Below are 15,450 nucleotides of genomic sequence, written 5' to 3' on the forward strand. Positions count from 1 at the left end.
CTGAAGTGATTCCATCCGGATTCATACAATTATTCCGGGCAGTCTCGCCCAATTATAGCATTAAAAATGCGAGGCCGCGCTCACTCAAGGCAAAATACGAAAAAAAAACGACACCGAGATCGATGTCGTTTCAAAAATCTGCAATCTGATTCAGAATCAGGAAGCTTTGCTGATGAAGCCTACAGCGTCGCCAAAAGTCTGGATGGTTTCGGCTGCATCATCTGGGATTTCAATGCCGAACTCTTCTTCGAAAGCCATTACCAGCTCAACGGTGTCCAGGCTGTCTGCGCCCAGATCGTCGATGAAAGAGGCAGCTTCGGTGATTTTGCCTTCGTCAACACCCAGGTGCTCGACAACGATCTTTTTTACGCGATCTGCGATGTCGCTCATGTTTCTTCCTCACAATTTTGCGGGACAACCCCGCCTTTCGTTCCGTTTGGCCCTGCGCTTTTGCGTTCAGACCGCTCTGCTCCCGCTAATGCGGGAAACCGACGGCCATAACCGCGCCACCGGTAAATCTGCGCCGCCTATAGCACATGATTCCTGCAAGGCAAATGTTTTCACCTGATGGCTTGGCATCTGCTCGCGACTCAGATCATGGCCATTCCGCCGTTCACATGCAAGGTGCTACCGGTCACATAACCGGCCTCTGCGCTCGCCAAATACAGGACCGCCGCTGCAATTTCCCCCGGCTGGCCCATCCGGGCGGCGGGAATCTGCACATTGATCTTGTCTTTCTGATCATCTGTCAGCTTGTCGGTCATCGCCGTGGCGATAAACCCCGGCGCGACCGCATTCACCGTGATGCCGCGATTGGCGACCTCATAGGCCAGCGACTTTGACATCCCGATCATCCCGGCCTTGGACGCAGCATAATTGCCCTGCCCCGGATTGCCTGTGGTGCCGACGATCGAGCTGATATTGATGATCCGACCCCAACGCGCCTTCATCATCGGGCGCAACACGCCCCGGCACAGCCGCATGGTCGAGGTCAGGTTGACGTTGATCACGCTGTCCCATTCCTCATCCTTCATCCGCATGAACAGATTGTCACGGGTGATCCCTGCATTGTTGACCAGAATATCCACCGATCCCATCGCTTCTGCCGCCTGTTTGGGCAGCGCTTCGACTGCTTCGGCATCGGACAAGTTACAAGGTAAAACATGGGTGCGGTCGCCCAGCTCTGCCGCCAGCGCCTCCAGCGGCTCCACCCGGGTGCCAGACAGCGCTACCGTCGCACCCGCCCCGTGCAGCGCCTTGGCGATCTCGCCACCAATCCCACCAGAAGCCCCGGTTACCAGCGCCGTCTTCCCTGTCAGATCAAACATTCTTTCGTCTCCTTGCCCGGTTCGCCCGGTTCAACCTTCATTTTCCCTAAATCCACCGCGGGCTTTGTGGCCCTCCGGTTCAACCCTAGCCCGCCAACACTGCGGCGACATCATCCGGTGTGCCCACGGCCCTGGTGGCCACATCGCGGTTGATCCGCTTGATCATGCCTGACAGCGCCTTACCCGCACCGATTTCCCAGGCCTCGCTAACCCCTTCGCCCGCCATCCAGGCCACGGATTCGCGCCAGCGCACCGATCCGGTGACCTGCTCTATCAGCAGCGCCCGGATCTCCGCCGGATCACTGACGGCAGAGGCGCGCACATTCGCCACCAAAGGCACAGCGGGGGCCTTAATCTCTACATCGTTCAGCGCGCCCGCCATGACCTGCGCAGCCGGTTCCATCAACGCGCAATGGAACGGCGCGGAAACCGGCAGCAACAACGCCCGTTTGGCACCCTTTTCCTTAGCTATGTCCAGCGCGCGCTCTACGGCCTCCTTGTGGCCCGATACAACCACCTGCCCCGGATCATTGTCATTGGCGGCTTGGCACACCTGCCCCTGTGCGGCCTCTGCAGCGACCTCAGATGCTCCGTCAAAATCAAGCCCCAAGAGCGCCGCCATAGCGCCCACACCCACGGGCACGGCCTCTTGCATCGCCTTGCCACGAATGCGCAACAGGCGCGCCGTATCGGCAACGCTTAGCGCCCCAGCCGCGGCCAGCGCCGAATATTCGCCCAAACTATGCCCGGCAACAAAGGCGGCGGAATTGACATCTATGCCTTCCGCCTCCAGCGCCCGCATTGCGGCCAATGACGTCGCCATCAGTGCCGGTTGGGCATTCTGCGTCAGGGTCAGATCGGCAATATCGCCTTCCCAAATCAAGGCAGACAGCTTTTCTCCAAGCGCCTCGTCAACCTCATCAAACACCGCCTGTGCTGCGGGATAGGCGTCGGCCAATGCCTTACCCATGCCTATGGTTTGTGCACCTTGTCCGGGAAATACGAATGCGCGGGTCATGCCCCCTCCTTTTTGTTCTGCTTATATCGCAGATACCCCGCCAAATGCGCGGGCGCAATCATGAGGCGTCTATTTTCAATGAATTCGACCTGCTGAACGCAATTCAGGCAAAGTTTCAGGGAGGTTTTTAATCCCCCATCACCTTGCTCCAATCAATATCAGCTTCCAGAAAGGCATCCGCATCAGGATCAGATGAAACCGTTTTGTTGCCCAGAATTGCAGGTTTGTGCAGGCGGCTGACCTGTCGGAAAATCCGGCGTGGTTTCATCGGTTTGCTTTGACGCAGATCGCGGGCGATCCGGCGGCGCAAAATACTTAGTTGATGTTCTGGTGCGCGCGCCGCCAAGATTACATCCTCCGGGCTGCCCAATTCCAACAGCAATAGCCCCATCACATCATTCTCACCATCAGGCCGGACCCGGACATTGGTGATGTCTTCAAATGCATAGCGCCCGACCATTCGTGTGCGCCCGCGCCCATTGCGTGTCACAACACGGACTTCGCAGCGTGATTGATCAATATGCAGTTCCGGCTGCGCCCCCGAAGAGGCGTAGCGCAGCAAAATACCACCCAACACCAGACACAGTCCCGATGCGACCAGTTTCAACACCATCACATCGCCGCTCAGCATCGCCCCCGGCAACAACCAAAATGCAAGCGTCGCAAGGATGAACAGGATACCGATTGTCCCGGCAATCGCTTGTATCATCATTATTACAAATCCGGGATTGGCCTCGGTGCGCAAGACATAGCCCCAGTAAGTGTCATCGACGCGCGTGTTTAGCGCCACCTCGGCGGCGATGTCTTGTTCCAGTTCTGGAAATCGTGCGTTCAGAGTCATGCTTGCTCTACTTCGTTATCCCCGCCTTCTTTATCACCGGCGAAGGTGGCCATTTTTGGGCAGGCTTGCATCAATTTACGGTCCCCCCTATAAGGCCCCGTCCTTCTGCGGATTCGTATGAACCGCGCGGTCTCTCGTGGGTGGGAGCAGAAGGTCAGCCCGCCCTTTGAAACGCGCTTGAAAATGAATGGAGAGCACATGCCACTTTACGAGCATGTTTTTATCTCGCGTCAGGACTTGTCCAACACGCAAGCCGAAGGTCTGATTGAACATTTCGGCACAGTCCTTGCAGACAATGGTGGTAAAGTCGTCGACCAGGAATACTGGGGCGTCAAAACCATGGCCTACAAGATCAACAAGAACCGCAAAGGCCACTATGCCTTCCTGAAATCCGATGCCCCGGCACCGGCCATTCAGGAAATGGAACGCCTGATGCGCCTGCATGATGACGTGATGCGTATTCTGACCATCAAGGTCGACGACCACGCCGAAGGCCCGTCTGTTCAAATGCAGAAACGTGATGACCGTGGCGACCGTGGCGACCGCCGCGAACGTCGCTAATTTGGTTTAGGAAAGGATTGTAAATCATGGCATCTAAACCATTTTTCCGCCGTCGTAAGGTTTGCCCATTCTCTGGTGAGAACGCACCCAAAATCGACTACAAAGACACACGCACACTGCAACGCTACATCTCTGAGCGTGGCAAAATCGTGCCGTCCCGCATCACCGCAGTCTCTGCGAAAAAGCAGCGTGAACTGGCCCGTGCCATCAAACGCGCCCGCTTCCTCGCCCTGCTGCCCTACGCTGTGAAATAAGGAGAACCTGACATGCAAGTTATCCTTCTTGAACGCGTTGCCAAACTGGGCCAGATGGGCGAAGTCGTCGATGTGAAACCCGGTTACGCTCGTAACTTCCTGCTACCGCAGCGCAAAGCTCTGACCGCCTCCAAGGCGAACATTGCAGCGTTTGAAGCACAGAAAGCACAGCTGGAAGCTGACAACCTGGAAACCAAAAAAGAAGCCGTAGCCATGGCCGAAAAGCTGAACGGTCAGCAATTCGTTGTGATTCGCGCGGCTTCCGATGGCGGTTCGCTTTATGGCTCTGTGTCGACACGTGACGCAGCCGAAGCGGCAACCGAGTCTGGCTTCACCATCTCTCGCAGCCAGATCGTTCTGTCTGCGCCGATCAAGGCCCTGGGCCTGCACGGTGTGATCGTCAATCTGCACCCCGAAGTAGACGCCCAGATCGAACTGAACGTCGCCCGTTCCCCGGAAGAGGCAGAACTGCAAGCTTCTGGTAAATCCATCCAGGAACTGGCCGCAGAAGAAGAAGCTGCAGCAGAGTTTGAAATCGCCGAACTGTTCGACGATATCGGCGCTGCAACCAACGACGACGAAGACCTGGCCGAAGCAGTCGAAGAAGAAGCCAGCGAAGAAGAGTAATCTTCACCGCAAAACGAACATAAAAGCCGCGCAGCTCCTGCGCGGCTTTTTTTAGTTAACTGCTACATACAGCCTCATAGGATGGCAATTCTCGCACCCGGCCATTTTCTCGAAATATCACATTCGCACCCTCATCCACGTAAATCATGTCAACACTGTAATTGCGCCCGGGCTGCACTATGAAAACACCGGTTCGCTGGATGTATGACGCCCCATATGACAGCAGCCCCCCCGCGTCATGGAAATTGAATCGCAACGCAACCCGCCTGCCTGTTTCCAGCCCGTGTCGGGATGCTTCCTGCCCCATGTAAATCGTACCTGAATAATCAAAATGGCACGGCTCAGATTCGTACAATACCGCAATGTCTGTGCTACGACTCCGAAACACAGCGGCGTCTACTGTCTCTACACCAACGGTCAGATTGTCCCGGCTATGCGATATATATGGTTGCGCACCGCCCAAACATCCTGCCAGAGCAACGGCAACACTCAGGCCATAGACAAACCGCGTCAATTGTAATGGGCGCATTCGACCCGGCCCTCTTGGAACGCTTCCTGCAGCAATTCACTCTGCTTTCTCATCCCAATATTCGGCCCATAATAGGTAACCTGTGTCCCGCTGTTGACACGCTTTGCATCCAACAGAATGCCGATGAAGCCATTCTCAGGCTGCTTTGCCATCGCATTGCCAAGACTATTGTTCAACTGTTTCACGCGAACTGGCAGCGCGGCCGTACCTCCACTCACCGTCACGCGGCTACTATATTGATATCTTGTCGCAAAACTTTGCGGCCCGTACGCACCCGCACGATACACATGCTGGGCCTGTTTGGTATGATTATAGCACTGTGACGACATACGGCGCAGAACCGACACAACCGAAGAAAAACTTCGGTCCACAACAAAACTTCTCGACGTAATGCTGATGAGACCTCCACCTCCAGCATTTGCACGCAGTTCACTTGCGTTTTGTGCATATGTCAGACTGCACCCCGACAACACCAACAAAGACAAACCGATAATCGCTTTTTTCATGAAATCCTCTGCAACCTTTTTGTGTTTTCAAATGCGCCCGTTCAGGCAAGTCGCACCATAAGAAATTTCGCGGCAAATTTTTGGCCACATTCACACTGCAATGACTTTTGCTGGTATTGTGCTGAAATTAACACACGTATTGGCTGTATTGTCTAGCAGGTTTCTGCGCTGAGTTATCGATCCCCCGCCGTACATCCCCGACCTGAATATTTGAAAGCCGCGCCCAACAGCGCGGCTTTTTTTATATGCTGTTGGCTCATTCGCTTGGTCTTAGCGATCACACCAAAGTGGCGCTATTGCTGCTCAAAGCATCTGATATCATTTCAAAACCACAGGGTAGGATATTTAGATGTGTGACAATACAGGATCGGCAATTCCGACCTTCATGATTGAAAACCAACGCGTGAAAGTCGCAGAGTGGCGTTTCAAGAAACAAGGCGACAACACAGGCTGGCACCGACACGCCTATGACTACATCGTCATTCCACAATTTGATGGCATTTTGGAAATCGATCTTGGCAATGGGGAACGCACGCGCGCCGAAATGAAATCCGGCGTTCCCTACTTTCGGGAAATTGGCGTTGAACACGATGTCATCAACGGAAACGACTTCGAATGCGCCTTTGTCGAGGTTGAACTCCTCGAAGCCGCTTCCAGTTCTTGATCAAAAAAACACCAGACACGGTACAGCGTCCGATCTGGCGTTTTCTAATGCCCCCGCCGCACATCCCCCACCTGACGGCTGATTTCGCCGATATGGCGCCCGTCGGTGCCACAGCACCCGCCCCAGACATTGATATGCGGGAAACGGCGTGCAATGTCGGCCATCTGCCCGCCCAGTTCCTCTGGATCGCCATCCTCCAGATGACCCAGTTTGCACAGCGACAGTGTTTCCATCGCCACAGCATTGGGCATGAAACCACCCAACCGACGGGTCCATTCTCCATCGGTCAGCGCCGGGGCAAATTCAGTGGGATGGGTGCAGTTAACCATGTAATAGGCGGGCGCATTCCCTGTAGCTTCATCCACCGCTGCGATCGCCTCTTCCAATGTTTCGCCGCCATTCAGCCGCCCGCCGCGCGCCACAAAGAACGAAATCACCACCGGCATCTCTAACCCCTTTGCTGCGCGAGATAGTCCGATGACCTCCTGTACACTTGAAAAGGTCAAGGCACTGACCTGATCGGCGCCAGCCTTCTTAAATGTCGCGATCTGCTCAGCATGATAATCCTCTGCCTCTGCCGCATCAGGGGTGCGCCCAACATTATAGGCGTCGCCGCGTGGCCCAATCACGCCACCCACCCGCATCGGTGTGTCCGGGCTGTCATATTCTCGTGCCAGATCGCGATGGAATTCGATGCCGCGGATGTTGATCTCTTCCAATGCACTGCGTGAAAACCCGATCAATTCGCCCCAATCCCGGCTGGCCCGATAATGCAGCCCCTCATTGATCACGCCAAACCCTTTGGCCACCGACGCCTCGACAATTTTGCGGAAATAGTCAGTCAAACAGGCAACACCACGCTTGTCATTCAGCAACTCAAACGCACAAAAATGGCGCAGCTCGAACCCGTCCACATATTGCATCCAGGTTTCAAACCCTCCACCACAGGTCATCAGGTGGCCGTTCATCTGCGGCAAATTGCTGTGATCTGGCACGGGTCTCTCCTGATTGTTGCCTGAACACTAGCAGAAGGGACGTGAATTGTCGCTGATTTGGCGACCACGCGCTATACTCGCGCCAAACCCCAAAACAGGACTATCCCATGTCTCGTCTTCTTGTTGTTCTTTTCCTTTACTTGATTGCTCCACTGGCCGCCGCCCAAACCCCACCTTCCACCAATGAGGCTCTCGCCTATGACGGCTTGTTTCGGGCCGCAATTGACGGCGATGTAGAGACGATCCGGCAATTGGTGGCCGAGGGCGCTGATGTGAACGCCCGCGACCCCCGTGGCCGCACGCCCGCCCATGTCGCGGCCTATGCTTCACAAGATGACGCCCTACGCGCGCTTGCCGAACATGGAGCCGATATGAATGCGTTGGAGTTTCAGGCCTATGACATCGTCACCATCGCCGCCGTCGATAATGACCCGGAGCTCATGTCACTTGCGATAGAGCTTGGCAATGATCCCGGTTTGACGACCAGCCCCTATGATGGAACAGCCCTGATCGCCGCCGCCCATCTGGGCCATGTGGAGGTCGTGCGCCGCCTGATTGCAGCAGGCGCGCCTCTTGATCACATCAACAATCTGCACTGGACCGCAGTGATAGAGGCAGTGGTCTTGGGCGATGGCGGCCCGGATCATCAGGCAGTGCTGGATGCGCTCCTGACTGCCGGTGCTGACCGGACCCTAACCGATAGAAACGGAAGGACGCCACTGGAACTGGCAGAGATATATGGATTTGATGTGATGGCGGAACGGTTAAGACAGCCAGATTAGACTTTGCTTCTCTTGATCAATGATCGGCCCGCCATGATCAATCCAACTCCCAGACCAAGGCCCGCGAGACCTATGAACAAAATGGCAAGCCCCCAGAACATCCAGGATCTGTCTGGCTCATCCAGAACCGATATGACGCCCCAGATATAGCCACCAACGGCCCAGACACCGATCAGCGTTACCAGAAAGCCGAAACAGCACAGGATCCAGCCAATTGCTCTTTGCCATTGCTGTGACATGCGATGATCCTGCCAAACAATTTCGCTGTCGGCAAGGATGCACGCACTTGCCTACCGCCCCTCATACTCCGCCTTGCGTTTTTCCAAAAACGCCACGACGCCCTCTTGGAAATCGCGGGTCTGACCACAGGCACCTTGCAGGCGGGCCTCCAGGGCAAACTGCTCTTCCAGCGTATTGTCAAAACTGGCACGCATGGCCTCTTTCAAATGGGTGTAGGCGACGGTCGGCCCGGTTGACAGGCTGCGGGCACGAGCGTGCCAGTGATCCTCAAACGCGTCGTCAGCGACAGCCTCCCAGATCAGACCCCAATCGCTGGCTTGCTGAGCGGTGATCGGTTCAGCAAACAGCGCTGCACCCATCGCCTTGGCCATGCCCATCATCCGCGGCGGCCAATAGGTGCCACCCGCCCCGGGGATCAACCCGATCTTGGTAAATGGCTGGTGGAATTTGGCCGATTGGGTCGCAATCACCACGTCACAGGCCAAGGCCAGATTGGCCCCGGCCCCGGCGGCCACGCCGTTGACCGCTGCAATAACAGGCACCGGGCAATCAACAATCGACATCAGCATCGGCAGATATTCATCACGCAATGTACGCTGCAGGTCCATATGCGCCACATTGCGCCCGCCGCCCAAATCCTGTCCGGAACAAAACGCGCCGGCCGTACCGGTGATCACAATAACCCGCGCCGTTTTCGCCGCCGCGCGCATGGCATGGGTAATTTCTGCCCGCATCTGCGTGTTCAGCGCGTTTTTCGATTCTGGACGGTTGAGCGTCAGAACCGCAATATCCTCACGCGTGGTCAGCCGGATTGTTTGATAGTCCATAAATGCCTCTTTGAATATCTGTGCGCGCACTCTAGCGTTCTTGAGGCCAAGCGAAAGCCAAACCCGCCGTCACTCTTCCAGAATTTCCTTCAACCGCGCCGCTTCTTTGGCGCTCAGCGGCTTTGGTGCCTCTGCCACCCGACGACGGCGCAGATATCCTGCACCAATCATCAGTGCCAGGATCAGCATTGCAGGCCCTGCCAGCCACAGCACCATATTCGCCCCGTCCTTGCGCGGGTTCATCATCACTCGTTCGCCATAGCGTTCGACAAAAAAGGTCATGATCTCTACGTCTGACCGGCCATCCACGATCAATTCACGCACGATCAGCCGCGCATCCCGCGCCCAGTCGGCATTGGAGGACGCAATGTTTTCCGACTGGCACTGAACACAGCGGATATCCTCGTCCAAGGCCTGCGCGCGTGCCTCCAGCGCTGGGTTGGCCAGCATTTCATCCGGTTCAACCGCATGGGCTGGCAATGCGAAATACATGAAGAGGAGAAGGAATAACCTGATCATCACCTACTCCGCCGCGACCACAGACCCAGAGCCTTTGCGCGCGCCCGATGCCACCCGGTAACGGCGATCCGTCAGGCTGATCAGCCCACCCAACGCCATGATGATGCTACCGGCCCAAATCCAGTTGGCAAAGGGCTTGATATAAGTCCGAACCGCCCAACCGCCATCCGCCTGCGCGTCACCGATGACCAGATAGATATCGCGCATGATCCCGTTATCAATCGCGGCCTCTGTCGTTGGCATCCCGGCCACCGGATAGACCCGCTTTTCCGGAAAGAGGCGTGAAACCTCACGCCCGTCTTTGGCCACAACCATCTCTGCCTGCGTGCTGAAATAGTTTGGCCCGCGCACTTCCTCCACCCCGATCAGGGTGATCTCAAACCCGGCCACGTTGAATGCCTCGCCCGGTTTTGCCACGCGGATATCCTCAACCTCCCAGGCCATCAGCCCGGCAATGCCGATAAAGGTGATCCCAAGCCCGGAATGCGCCAGCGCTTTGCCCCAATCGGCCCGCGGCAGGCGCAACACCCGACGCAGGCGATCTGCTATGCCCTTGCGCCCGGATCGCTGCCATAGATCGGCCACGGCTCCAAGGATCATCCAACTGCCCAGAAACAGCCCGACCGGCGCCATGGCACTTTTGTTGGCGGCCATCGCCCAAACCAAAAGCGCGATCGCCACGGCCAACCCCAGCACATAGCGCATGGAATAGATCGCCTTTCCCAGCCGCGCGCGTTTCCAGGGCAACACCGCACCCACCGGCAAAACCACCGCCAAGGCCACCATAAACGGCGTGAAGGCCGCGTTAAAGAATGGCGGCCCAACCGACAATGGCCGATCAAAAAGCATATCTGACACCAACGGCCAGACGGTGCCCACAAACACCACCAAGGCAGACACAGCCAGCAATATATTGTTTAAAACCAGCGCGCTTTCCCGGCTGACCATGGAAAAAACGCCCTTGGCCTCCAACGATCCGGCCCGGGCGGCAAAAAGGCTCAGCGCGCCGCCCATAAAGACAGCAAGAATGATCAGGATAAACACGCCCCGTTCAGGGTCATTGGCAAAGGCATGGACAGAGGTCAAAACCCCCGAACGCACAATGAAGGTCCCAATCAGGGAAAAGCCAAAAGCAAGGATCGCCAAAAGGATCGTCCAGCTTTTCAGACTTTCTCGTTTTTCCACCACAATAGCGGAATGCAAAAGCGCCGCTGCCAAAATCCATGGCATGAAAGAGGCATTTTCCACAGGGTCCCAGAACCAGAAACCGCCCCAACCCAACTCGTAATAGGCCCACCACGATCCCAGTGCGATACCGATGGTCAGAAACAGCCAGGCGGCCAGCGTCCAGGGACGCACCCAGCGCCCCCAGGCGGCATCCACCCGCCCACCGATCAGCGCCGCAACGGCAAAGCTGAACGCCATCGACAGCCCCACATAGCCCAGATACAAAAACGGCGGATGAAAGGCCAAACCGGGATCCTGCAACAACGGGTTCAAATCCTGCCCGTTCATCGGCGGCACATCCAGGCGCAAAAACGGGTTAGAGGTGAACAGGATAAAGGCCAGAAATGCAACGCCAATGGCCGCCTGCACCGACAGCACCCGGGCACGCAGATCATCCGGCAACCCCTGACCGAACCACGCGGCAGAGGCCCCAAACAGCGCCAGGATCAACACCCATAGCAGCATCGAGCCCTCATGGTTGCCCCACACGCCCGAAATTTTATAGAGCATCGGTTTCAGGGTGTGCGAGTTTTTGACGACAAGCTCCAATGAAAAATCTGACGTCACAAAGCCGTAGGTCAGGGCCGCAAAGGAAAACCCGATCAGCAGAAACTGCGCATTGGCCGCAGGTTCTGCCACGGCCATCCAGCCACGCCAACCCCGCGTGGCCCCAATCATCGGCACCACGGCCTGCACAATCGCCACCATGAAGGCGAGGATCAGCGCGAAATGTCCCAACTCAATAATCATGGATCAAATATAGGAAGGAAGCAGACGATCCACCACTGCAATCGGTAAGTTCCGATGGTGCAGATTGTCACAACCAGTTCAGAAGAAAAAGAGGGGGCGCTGCCCCCTCGCAGGCAGGCCTGCTCACCCCCGAGGTATTTCAGGCGAAAGGAAGCCAGATAAACCCTTTGTTTCTTTTGCTCTCAATACGCCCGCCAAAGGCGTCAACCTAACCACCAGCGCTTTTGCGCCAGTCTTCAAGTGCGGCGTTCCGGTCAATGCGATTTGGCTCTTCGACCTGCTCCAGCGCCTGCAAGTTATCCACCACCCCGGGCACCCGCGCCATCGTCACTGCCAGCGATTGCTGAAACTCCATCCCCTTGGCCTGGTGGCGCGCACCGAAATAAAAGGACACCACAATGCCCAGCAGCCACCACAGGGGTTCGGGCACTAAAACCAGGCCTTGCATCCGGGCCGCGAACCACACCGGGTCAGCCATTGCCGCGATCAAAAGCCCGATCACCCCCAGCGCCATCGCCGGGCGCGGCACCCGGTTAAGACCATCCATAAACCGATCAAATGGGCCTTTCTGCGCGCGGGCAAATTCGGCCGCGAATTGTTGCAGGGCCTGCTCTCGCAATACTGCGCCGCGGTCGGCCCCGGCCTCTGCGTTTTCCCGAAACACCTCGGCGGTCTCGACCACCACATTCCGCCCGCCGCCAAACAGCACGTTCAGAAACGCCCCGATCATCCCCATGCCTGAACCCTCACCCTGTGCTCCTGATCGCTCAGATGGTAGCGGGCCGAGATGAACTCTTCGGCCCGCCTGATCCATCCACCCTTGCCGCCATCACGCCGGCGCGCATATTTTCGGCTTTGCGGTCGGGCGTCGCCCAACCGGTAGTAATAGTTCCGCCGGGCAATCCCATAAGCATCGGCCAAATGCCCCGGCCCCGCCGCATAGGCAGCTTTGGTCGCGGTCACAGTCTGTGGGCCGATAACCCCGTCCACTGTCAAGATCTGTCCCATTTCACCCAACAATCGCTGCAATATCCGCACCGCACTGGCCCCGGCATTCACATACATATCAAAGACCGACGCCTGCAGCACCCGGGGCAAGTCCCCGATCCGGGGATGATTAAAATAATGCTCGATATAGATATCAACGGCCTCTGCCCGGGATAAGGCCCGAACGTCCGACACATCCGCCTGTCCTCGCACCCGGCGCAAGGTGGCCAGCGTCACACCGTAATTCGTGGCGCCCCCCGGATCGTCCGGGTCATGAACAAACCCGCCCTCCCGCGCGACGATCTCTTCGGCCAGTTCGCGTACCGTTTTCATGGCATCCCCTCATCTTGGACATGCCTGAAATGTGATCTCTAATGGTAAACTCCGCCCAACCGGGCCGCGCGGTGCCTATTCTGGCTCCTGATAGACGCCTTGTTCTTTCAGCGCATCAACGACCTCTTTGGGCACATAGGTCTCGTCATGCTTGGCAAGGATTTCTGTTGCCACAAACACACCATCCACATAACGCCCGGTGGCAATGGTACCCTGACCCTCCTCAAACAGGTCTGGCCGGATGCCGGTATAGGTCACCGGGATCGACGCACCGCCATCTGTGACGGTGAACCGTATCGCTTCACCCTCTCCGATAACCAGCGACCCGGTCTCGACCAACCCGCCCAACCGGAACACCTCTGTCGGGACAATGGTTTCCACCACAACCTGCGACGGTGAGCGGAAGAAATTGATCCCATCGCGCATCGCATACCCAATCAACGCGGTCGCCAGCGCCAACGCCACAGAGGCCATGACGATTACCTGGATACGGCGGGTTTTCTTTAACGATTTCATAGCGGCCTCATGGGAAGCACGGGGCCAGCATCAGCCCCGTGGTCTCATCCTCACCCAGCATCAGGTTGGCGTTCTGCAGCGCTTGCCCGGACGAGCCTTTGGTCAGGTTATCGAGCGCCGCGAAAACAATGGCGCGCCCGGGGGTCCGATCCGCACACACCCCGATATGGCAAAAGTTCGAACCCCGAACATGGCGGGTCGATGGGGCCTCACCAAACGGCAGCGTCACGATGAATGGCTCATCCGCATAGGCTGTTTCAAATGCCTTATGAATGGCTTGTGCATCACCTTTCACGTAAACCGTCGCCAAAATACCCCGGTTCGCGGGGATCAGATGCGGCGTGAACTGGACCCGCACGGGCCGCCCGGCAATGGCAGAAAACTCCTGATCAAATTCCCCCAAATGCCGGTGCGTGCCACCAATGGCATAAGGGTGATAGCCCTCGCTCAGCTCTGCATGCAGCAGGTTTTCCTTCAACGACCGCCCGGCCCCGGACACCGCGCATTTCAGGTCCAGAATAATCTCATCCAGATCGATCAGCCCACCCGCGATCAAAGGCCGCAGCGCATATTGTCCAGTCGCGGCATTGCAGCCGGTTCCCGCCACCAAACGCGCGGCGCGGATATCCTCGCGGTAAAACTCTGTCAGGCCATATACCGCCTCGGCCTGGGCCTCCAACGCCGCATGTTCCCCGCCATACCATTTTTGGTACTCTGCCGGATCACGCAGCCGAAAATCAGCTGACAGATCGAGAATCTTCAGATCCTTCGGCAACTCCCGGATCACCGCCTGGCTGGTCGCATGGGGCAACGCACAGAAACAAAGATCAATGCCTGCAAAATCGATCTGATCAATTTTGACCAGCTTGGGTAGATCCAGATGGCGCAGATGTGGAAACACGGCCCCCATATCCATCCCGGCCTTTCGGTCCGCAGACAGCGCCGCAATGTCCATGTTGGGATGGGTGGCGATTAGCCGGACAAGCTCTGCCCCGGTGTAACCGGAGGCACCCAGAATAGCGATTTGATGCGTCATGATCAGGTTCCAAAACTCAGCAAAGACGATGTAAGCACAAATTCACGCGGCTGCAATCAAACCGCGCCAAAGGCGATGTTTCGTCGCAAGAGCTTGGTCGCCTGCACCGACACCCGATCCGGATCACCCGTGGTCAGAAATTTGGTATCAATCCCCTCACCAGCCTTGTCAGGATGCCGACCCAGATAGTCCGCCAGGCTTTCGGCCACCAGTCCGGCCTGGCTGAATACCTTAACCTCCGGCCCCAGCGCCGCCTGAAACGTGTCTTCCATCCACGGATAATGCGTGCAACCCAATATTGCGGCCTGTGGATGCGGCATCCGGCGCTTCAACGCGTCCACATGGCTTTTGACCAACGCCTCCGCCAGTATGTCGTCGCCATCCTCGATGGCATCGACAACCCCGCCACAGGGCTGCGCCTCCACATCCACGCCAATGGCGCGAAACGCCAGCTCCCGCTGAAAAGCACGGCTGGCCACCGTCGCCGGTGTCGCAAACAACGCCACGGTTTTCACATCGACCTCGCGCGGGGGGGAATTGTCGCCCCATTGCCGTTCGGTCAGCGCCTCGATCAGGGGGACAAAGACGCCCAACACCCGTTTGCCATTCGGCACGCCGGCTTCTTGCATGCGCCGCAGCGCAGCGGCAGAGGCGGTATTGCAGGCCAAGATCACCAGATCGCAGCCTTCCTCCCATAACCGAGCCACCGCCCCACGGGTCAGATTGTAAATATCCTCGGGATCGCGCACCCCATAGGGCGCATGGGCGTTGTCGCCATAATAGACAAACGCATGTTCCGGCAACCGCGCCGCCGCCGCATCCAATACCGTCAGCCCGCCAAGCCCAGAATCAAAAACCCCAATCGCCATCGCATCAGTCCATATTGCCTCGTCCGATATCTACGCCGATG

Annotated in this window: 20 protein-coding genes; 5 read left to right on the plus strand and 15 right to left on the minus strand. The window is 57.2% G+C overall.

Annotation, left to right across the window (positions count from 1 at the left end):
* Positions 1–156: 156 nt before the first annotated feature.
* The 4 genes from AC2D8P_RS14765 to AC2D8P_RS14780 all read right to left on the minus strand — a co-directional run bounded on the left by AC2D8P_RS14765 (position 157) and on the right by AC2D8P_RS14780 (position 3,187).
* Positions 157–390: an acyl carrier protein gene (locus AC2D8P_RS14765; protein ID WP_484703568.1), complete on the minus strand. Its 234-nt coding sequence runs from the start codon at positions 388–390 to the stop codon at positions 157–159.
* 200 nt (positions 391–590) lie between these two features.
* Positions 591–1,328, minus strand: a complete 738-nt coding sequence (gene fabG, locus AC2D8P_RS14770) for a 3-oxoacyl-[acyl-carrier-protein] reductase (RefSeq protein WP_484703569.1) — start codon at positions 1,326–1,328, stop codon at positions 591–593.
* A gap of 85 nt (positions 1,329–1,413) precedes the next feature.
* Entirely contained in the window at positions 1,414–2,346 is a 933-nt protein-coding gene (gene fabD, locus AC2D8P_RS14775; protein WP_484703570.1) for an ACP S-malonyltransferase, read from the minus strand.
* Between the two features lie 127 nt (positions 2,347–2,473).
* Positions 2,474–3,187, minus strand: coding sequence for a hypothetical protein (locus AC2D8P_RS14780; RefSeq protein WP_484703571.1), 714 nt, complete (start codon positions 3,185–3,187; stop codon positions 2,474–2,476).
* Positions 3,188–3,385: 198 nt separating this feature from the next.
* Here AC2D8P_RS14780 and rpsF point away from each other — a divergent pair, with 198 nt between their 5' ends.
* Genes rpsF through rplI form a run of 3 tightly spaced genes read left to right on the plus strand, consistent with a single transcriptional unit; the run spans position 3,386 to position 4,629 of the window.
* Positions 3,386–3,748 (plus strand): 30S ribosomal protein S6, encoded by a 363-nt coding sequence (gene rpsF, locus AC2D8P_RS14785; RefSeq protein WP_484703572.1) that lies wholly within the window; start codon positions 3,386–3,388, stop codon positions 3,746–3,748.
* A 26-nt stretch (positions 3,749–3,774) separates the two neighbouring features.
* Entirely contained in the window at positions 3,775–4,002 is a 228-nt protein-coding gene (rpsR, locus tag AC2D8P_RS14790; protein ID WP_484703573.1) for a 30S ribosomal protein S18, read from the plus strand.
* A gap of 12 nt (positions 4,003–4,014) precedes the next feature.
* On the plus strand, positions 4,015–4,629 hold the full coding sequence (gene rplI / locus AC2D8P_RS14795) for a 50S ribosomal protein L9 (RefSeq protein ID WP_484703574.1): 615 nt from the start codon (positions 4,015–4,017) through the stop codon (positions 4,627–4,629).
* A 510-nt stretch (positions 4,630–5,139) separates the two neighbouring features.
* Here rplI and AC2D8P_RS14800 read toward each other — a convergent pair.
* Positions 5,140–5,664, minus strand: a complete 525-nt coding sequence (locus tag AC2D8P_RS14800; RefSeq protein WP_484703575.1) for a hypothetical protein — start codon at positions 5,662–5,664, stop codon at positions 5,140–5,142.
* A gap of 349 nt (positions 5,665–6,013) precedes the next feature.
* Between AC2D8P_RS14800 and AC2D8P_RS14805 the strand changes: the two genes are divergently transcribed.
* A complete protein-coding gene (locus AC2D8P_RS14805) occupies positions 6,014–6,328 on the plus strand; it encodes a cupin domain-containing protein (RefSeq protein ID WP_484703576.1) in 315 nt (104 codons plus the stop codon).
* A gap of 44 nt (positions 6,329–6,372) precedes the next feature.
* Here AC2D8P_RS14805 and AC2D8P_RS14810 read toward each other — a convergent pair whose 3' ends face one another.
* Positions 6,373–7,323 carry a homocysteine S-methyltransferase family protein gene (locus AC2D8P_RS14810; RefSeq protein ID WP_484703577.1) on the minus strand — a complete coding sequence of 317 codons (951 nt, stop codon included), beginning with the start codon at positions 7,321–7,323 and terminating at the stop codon, positions 6,373–6,375.
* Between the two features lie 107 nt (positions 7,324–7,430).
* Here AC2D8P_RS14810 and AC2D8P_RS14815 point away from each other — a divergent pair, with 107 nt between their 5' ends.
* Positions 7,431–8,105, plus strand: a complete 675-nt coding sequence (locus AC2D8P_RS14815) for an ankyrin repeat domain-containing protein (protein WP_484703578.1) — start codon at positions 7,431–7,433, stop codon at positions 8,103–8,105.
* On the opposite strand, the gene AC2D8P_RS14820 is transcribed toward AC2D8P_RS14815, so the two are convergent.
* The 9 genes from AC2D8P_RS14820 to AC2D8P_RS14860 form a co-directional block, all read right to left on the minus strand.
* Positions 8,102–8,344 carry a hypothetical protein gene (locus AC2D8P_RS14820; protein WP_484703579.1) on the minus strand — a complete coding sequence of 81 codons (243 nt, stop codon included), beginning with the start codon at positions 8,342–8,344 and terminating at the stop codon, positions 8,102–8,104. The two genes, AC2D8P_RS14815 and AC2D8P_RS14820, sit on opposite strands and share 4 nt — an antisense overlap.
* Before the next feature lie 51 nt (positions 8,345–8,395).
* A complete protein-coding gene (locus tag AC2D8P_RS14825; RefSeq protein WP_484703580.1) occupies positions 8,396–9,172 on the minus strand; it encodes an enoyl-CoA hydratase-related protein in 777 nt (258 codons plus the stop codon).
* A gap of 69 nt (positions 9,173–9,241) precedes the next feature.
* On the minus strand, positions 9,242–9,691 hold the full coding sequence (locus tag AC2D8P_RS14830) for a cytochrome c-type biogenesis protein (RefSeq protein WP_484703581.1): 450 nt from the start codon (positions 9,689–9,691) through the stop codon (positions 9,242–9,244).
* Between the two features lie 3 nt (positions 9,692–9,694).
* Positions 9,695–11,668, minus strand: a complete 1,974-nt coding sequence (locus AC2D8P_RS14835) for a heme lyase CcmF/NrfE family subunit (RefSeq protein WP_484703582.1) — start codon at positions 11,666–11,668, stop codon at positions 9,695–9,697.
* Positions 11,669–11,876: 208 nt separating this feature from the next.
* Complete coding sequence (locus AC2D8P_RS14840) at positions 11,877–12,404, minus strand: holin family protein (protein WP_484703583.1); 528 nt, start codon at positions 12,402–12,404, stop codon at positions 11,877–11,879.
* Positions 12,395–12,988, minus strand: a complete 594-nt coding sequence (locus AC2D8P_RS14845; RefSeq protein ID WP_484703584.1) for a holin-associated N-acetylmuramidase — start codon at positions 12,986–12,988, stop codon at positions 12,395–12,397. The genes AC2D8P_RS14840 and AC2D8P_RS14845 overlap by 10 nt, the downstream gene beginning before the upstream one ends.
* A gap of 75 nt (positions 12,989–13,063) precedes the next feature.
* Entirely contained in the window at positions 13,064–13,504 is a 441-nt protein-coding gene (gene ccmE, locus AC2D8P_RS14850; protein WP_484703585.1) for a cytochrome c maturation protein CcmE, read from the minus strand.
* 7 nt (positions 13,505–13,511) lie between these two features.
* Positions 13,512–14,540: an N-acetyl-gamma-glutamyl-phosphate reductase gene (argC, locus tag AC2D8P_RS14855; protein ID WP_484703586.1), complete on the minus strand. Its 1,029-nt coding sequence runs from the start codon at positions 14,538–14,540 to the stop codon at positions 13,512–13,514.
* Positions 14,541–14,596: 56 nt separating this feature from the next.
* Entirely contained in the window at positions 14,597–15,409 is an 813-nt protein-coding gene (locus AC2D8P_RS14860) for a glutamate racemase (RefSeq protein WP_484703587.1), read from the minus strand.
* Positions 15,410–15,450 lie beyond the last annotated feature (41 nt).

Source organism: Roseovarius sp. YIN77 (assembly GCF_057219155.1).

Excerpts from the sequence above, each read along its gene's own strand:
- AC2D8P_RS14765 (WP_484703568.1), bottom strand. The coding sequence starts at position 390 with ATGAGCGACATCGCAGATCGCGTAAAAAAGATCGTTGTCGAGCACCTG.
- fabG (WP_484703569.1), bottom strand. The coding sequence starts at position 1,328 with ATGTTTGATCTGACAGGGAAGACGGCGCTGGTAACCGGGGCTTCTGGT.
- fabD (WP_484703570.1), bottom strand. The coding sequence starts at position 2,346 with ATGACCCGCGCATTCGTATTTCCCGGACAAGGTGCACAAACCATAGGC.
- AC2D8P_RS14780 (WP_484703571.1), bottom strand. The coding sequence starts at position 3,187 with ATGACTCTGAACGCACGATTTCCAGAACTGGAACAAGACATCGCCGCC.
- rpsF (WP_484703572.1), top strand. The coding sequence starts at position 3,386 with ATGCCACTTTACGAGCATGTTTTTATCTCGCGTCAGGACTTGTCCAAC.
- rpsR (WP_484703573.1), top strand. The coding sequence starts at position 3,775 with ATGGCATCTAAACCATTTTTCCGCCGTCGTAAGGTTTGCCCATTCTCT.
- rplI (WP_484703574.1), top strand. The coding sequence starts at position 4,015 with ATGCAAGTTATCCTTCTTGAACGCGTTGCCAAACTGGGCCAGATGGGC.
- AC2D8P_RS14800 (WP_484703575.1), bottom strand. The coding sequence starts at position 5,664 with ATGAAAAAAGCGATTATCGGTTTGTCTTTGTTGGTGTTGTCGGGGTGC.
- AC2D8P_RS14805 (WP_484703576.1), top strand. The coding sequence starts at position 6,014 with ATGTGTGACAATACAGGATCGGCAATTCCGACCTTCATGATTGAAAAC.
- AC2D8P_RS14815 (WP_484703578.1), top strand. The coding sequence starts at position 7,431 with ATGTCTCGTCTTCTTGTTGTTCTTTTCCTTTACTTGATTGCTCCACTG.
- AC2D8P_RS14820 (WP_484703579.1), bottom strand. The coding sequence starts at position 8,344 with ATGTCACAGCAATGGCAAAGAGCAATTGGCTGGATCCTGTGCTGTTTC.
- AC2D8P_RS14825 (WP_484703580.1), bottom strand. The coding sequence starts at position 9,172 with ATGGACTATCAAACAATCCGGCTGACCACGCGTGAGGATATTGCGGTT.
- AC2D8P_RS14830 (WP_484703581.1), bottom strand. The coding sequence starts at position 9,691 with ATGATCAGGTTATTCCTTCTCCTCTTCATGTATTTCGCATTGCCAGCC.
- AC2D8P_RS14835 (WP_484703582.1), bottom strand. The coding sequence starts at position 11,668 with ATGATTATTGAGTTGGGACATTTCGCGCTGATCCTCGCCTTCATGGTG.
- AC2D8P_RS14840 (WP_484703583.1), bottom strand. The coding sequence starts at position 12,404 with ATGGGGATGATCGGGGCGTTTCTGAACGTGCTGTTTGGCGGCGGGCGG.
- AC2D8P_RS14845 (WP_484703584.1), bottom strand. The coding sequence starts at position 12,988 with ATGAAAACGGTACGCGAACTGGCCGAAGAGATCGTCGCGCGGGAGGGC.
- ccmE (WP_484703585.1), bottom strand. The coding sequence starts at position 13,504 with ATGAAATCGTTAAAGAAAACCCGCCGTATCCAGGTAATCGTCATGGCC.
- argC (WP_484703586.1), bottom strand. The coding sequence starts at position 14,540 with ATGACGCATCAAATCGCTATTCTGGGTGCCTCCGGTTACACCGGGGCA.
- AC2D8P_RS14860 (WP_484703587.1), bottom strand. The coding sequence starts at position 15,409 with ATGGCGATTGGGGTTTTTGATTCTGGGCTTGGCGGGCTGACGGTATTG.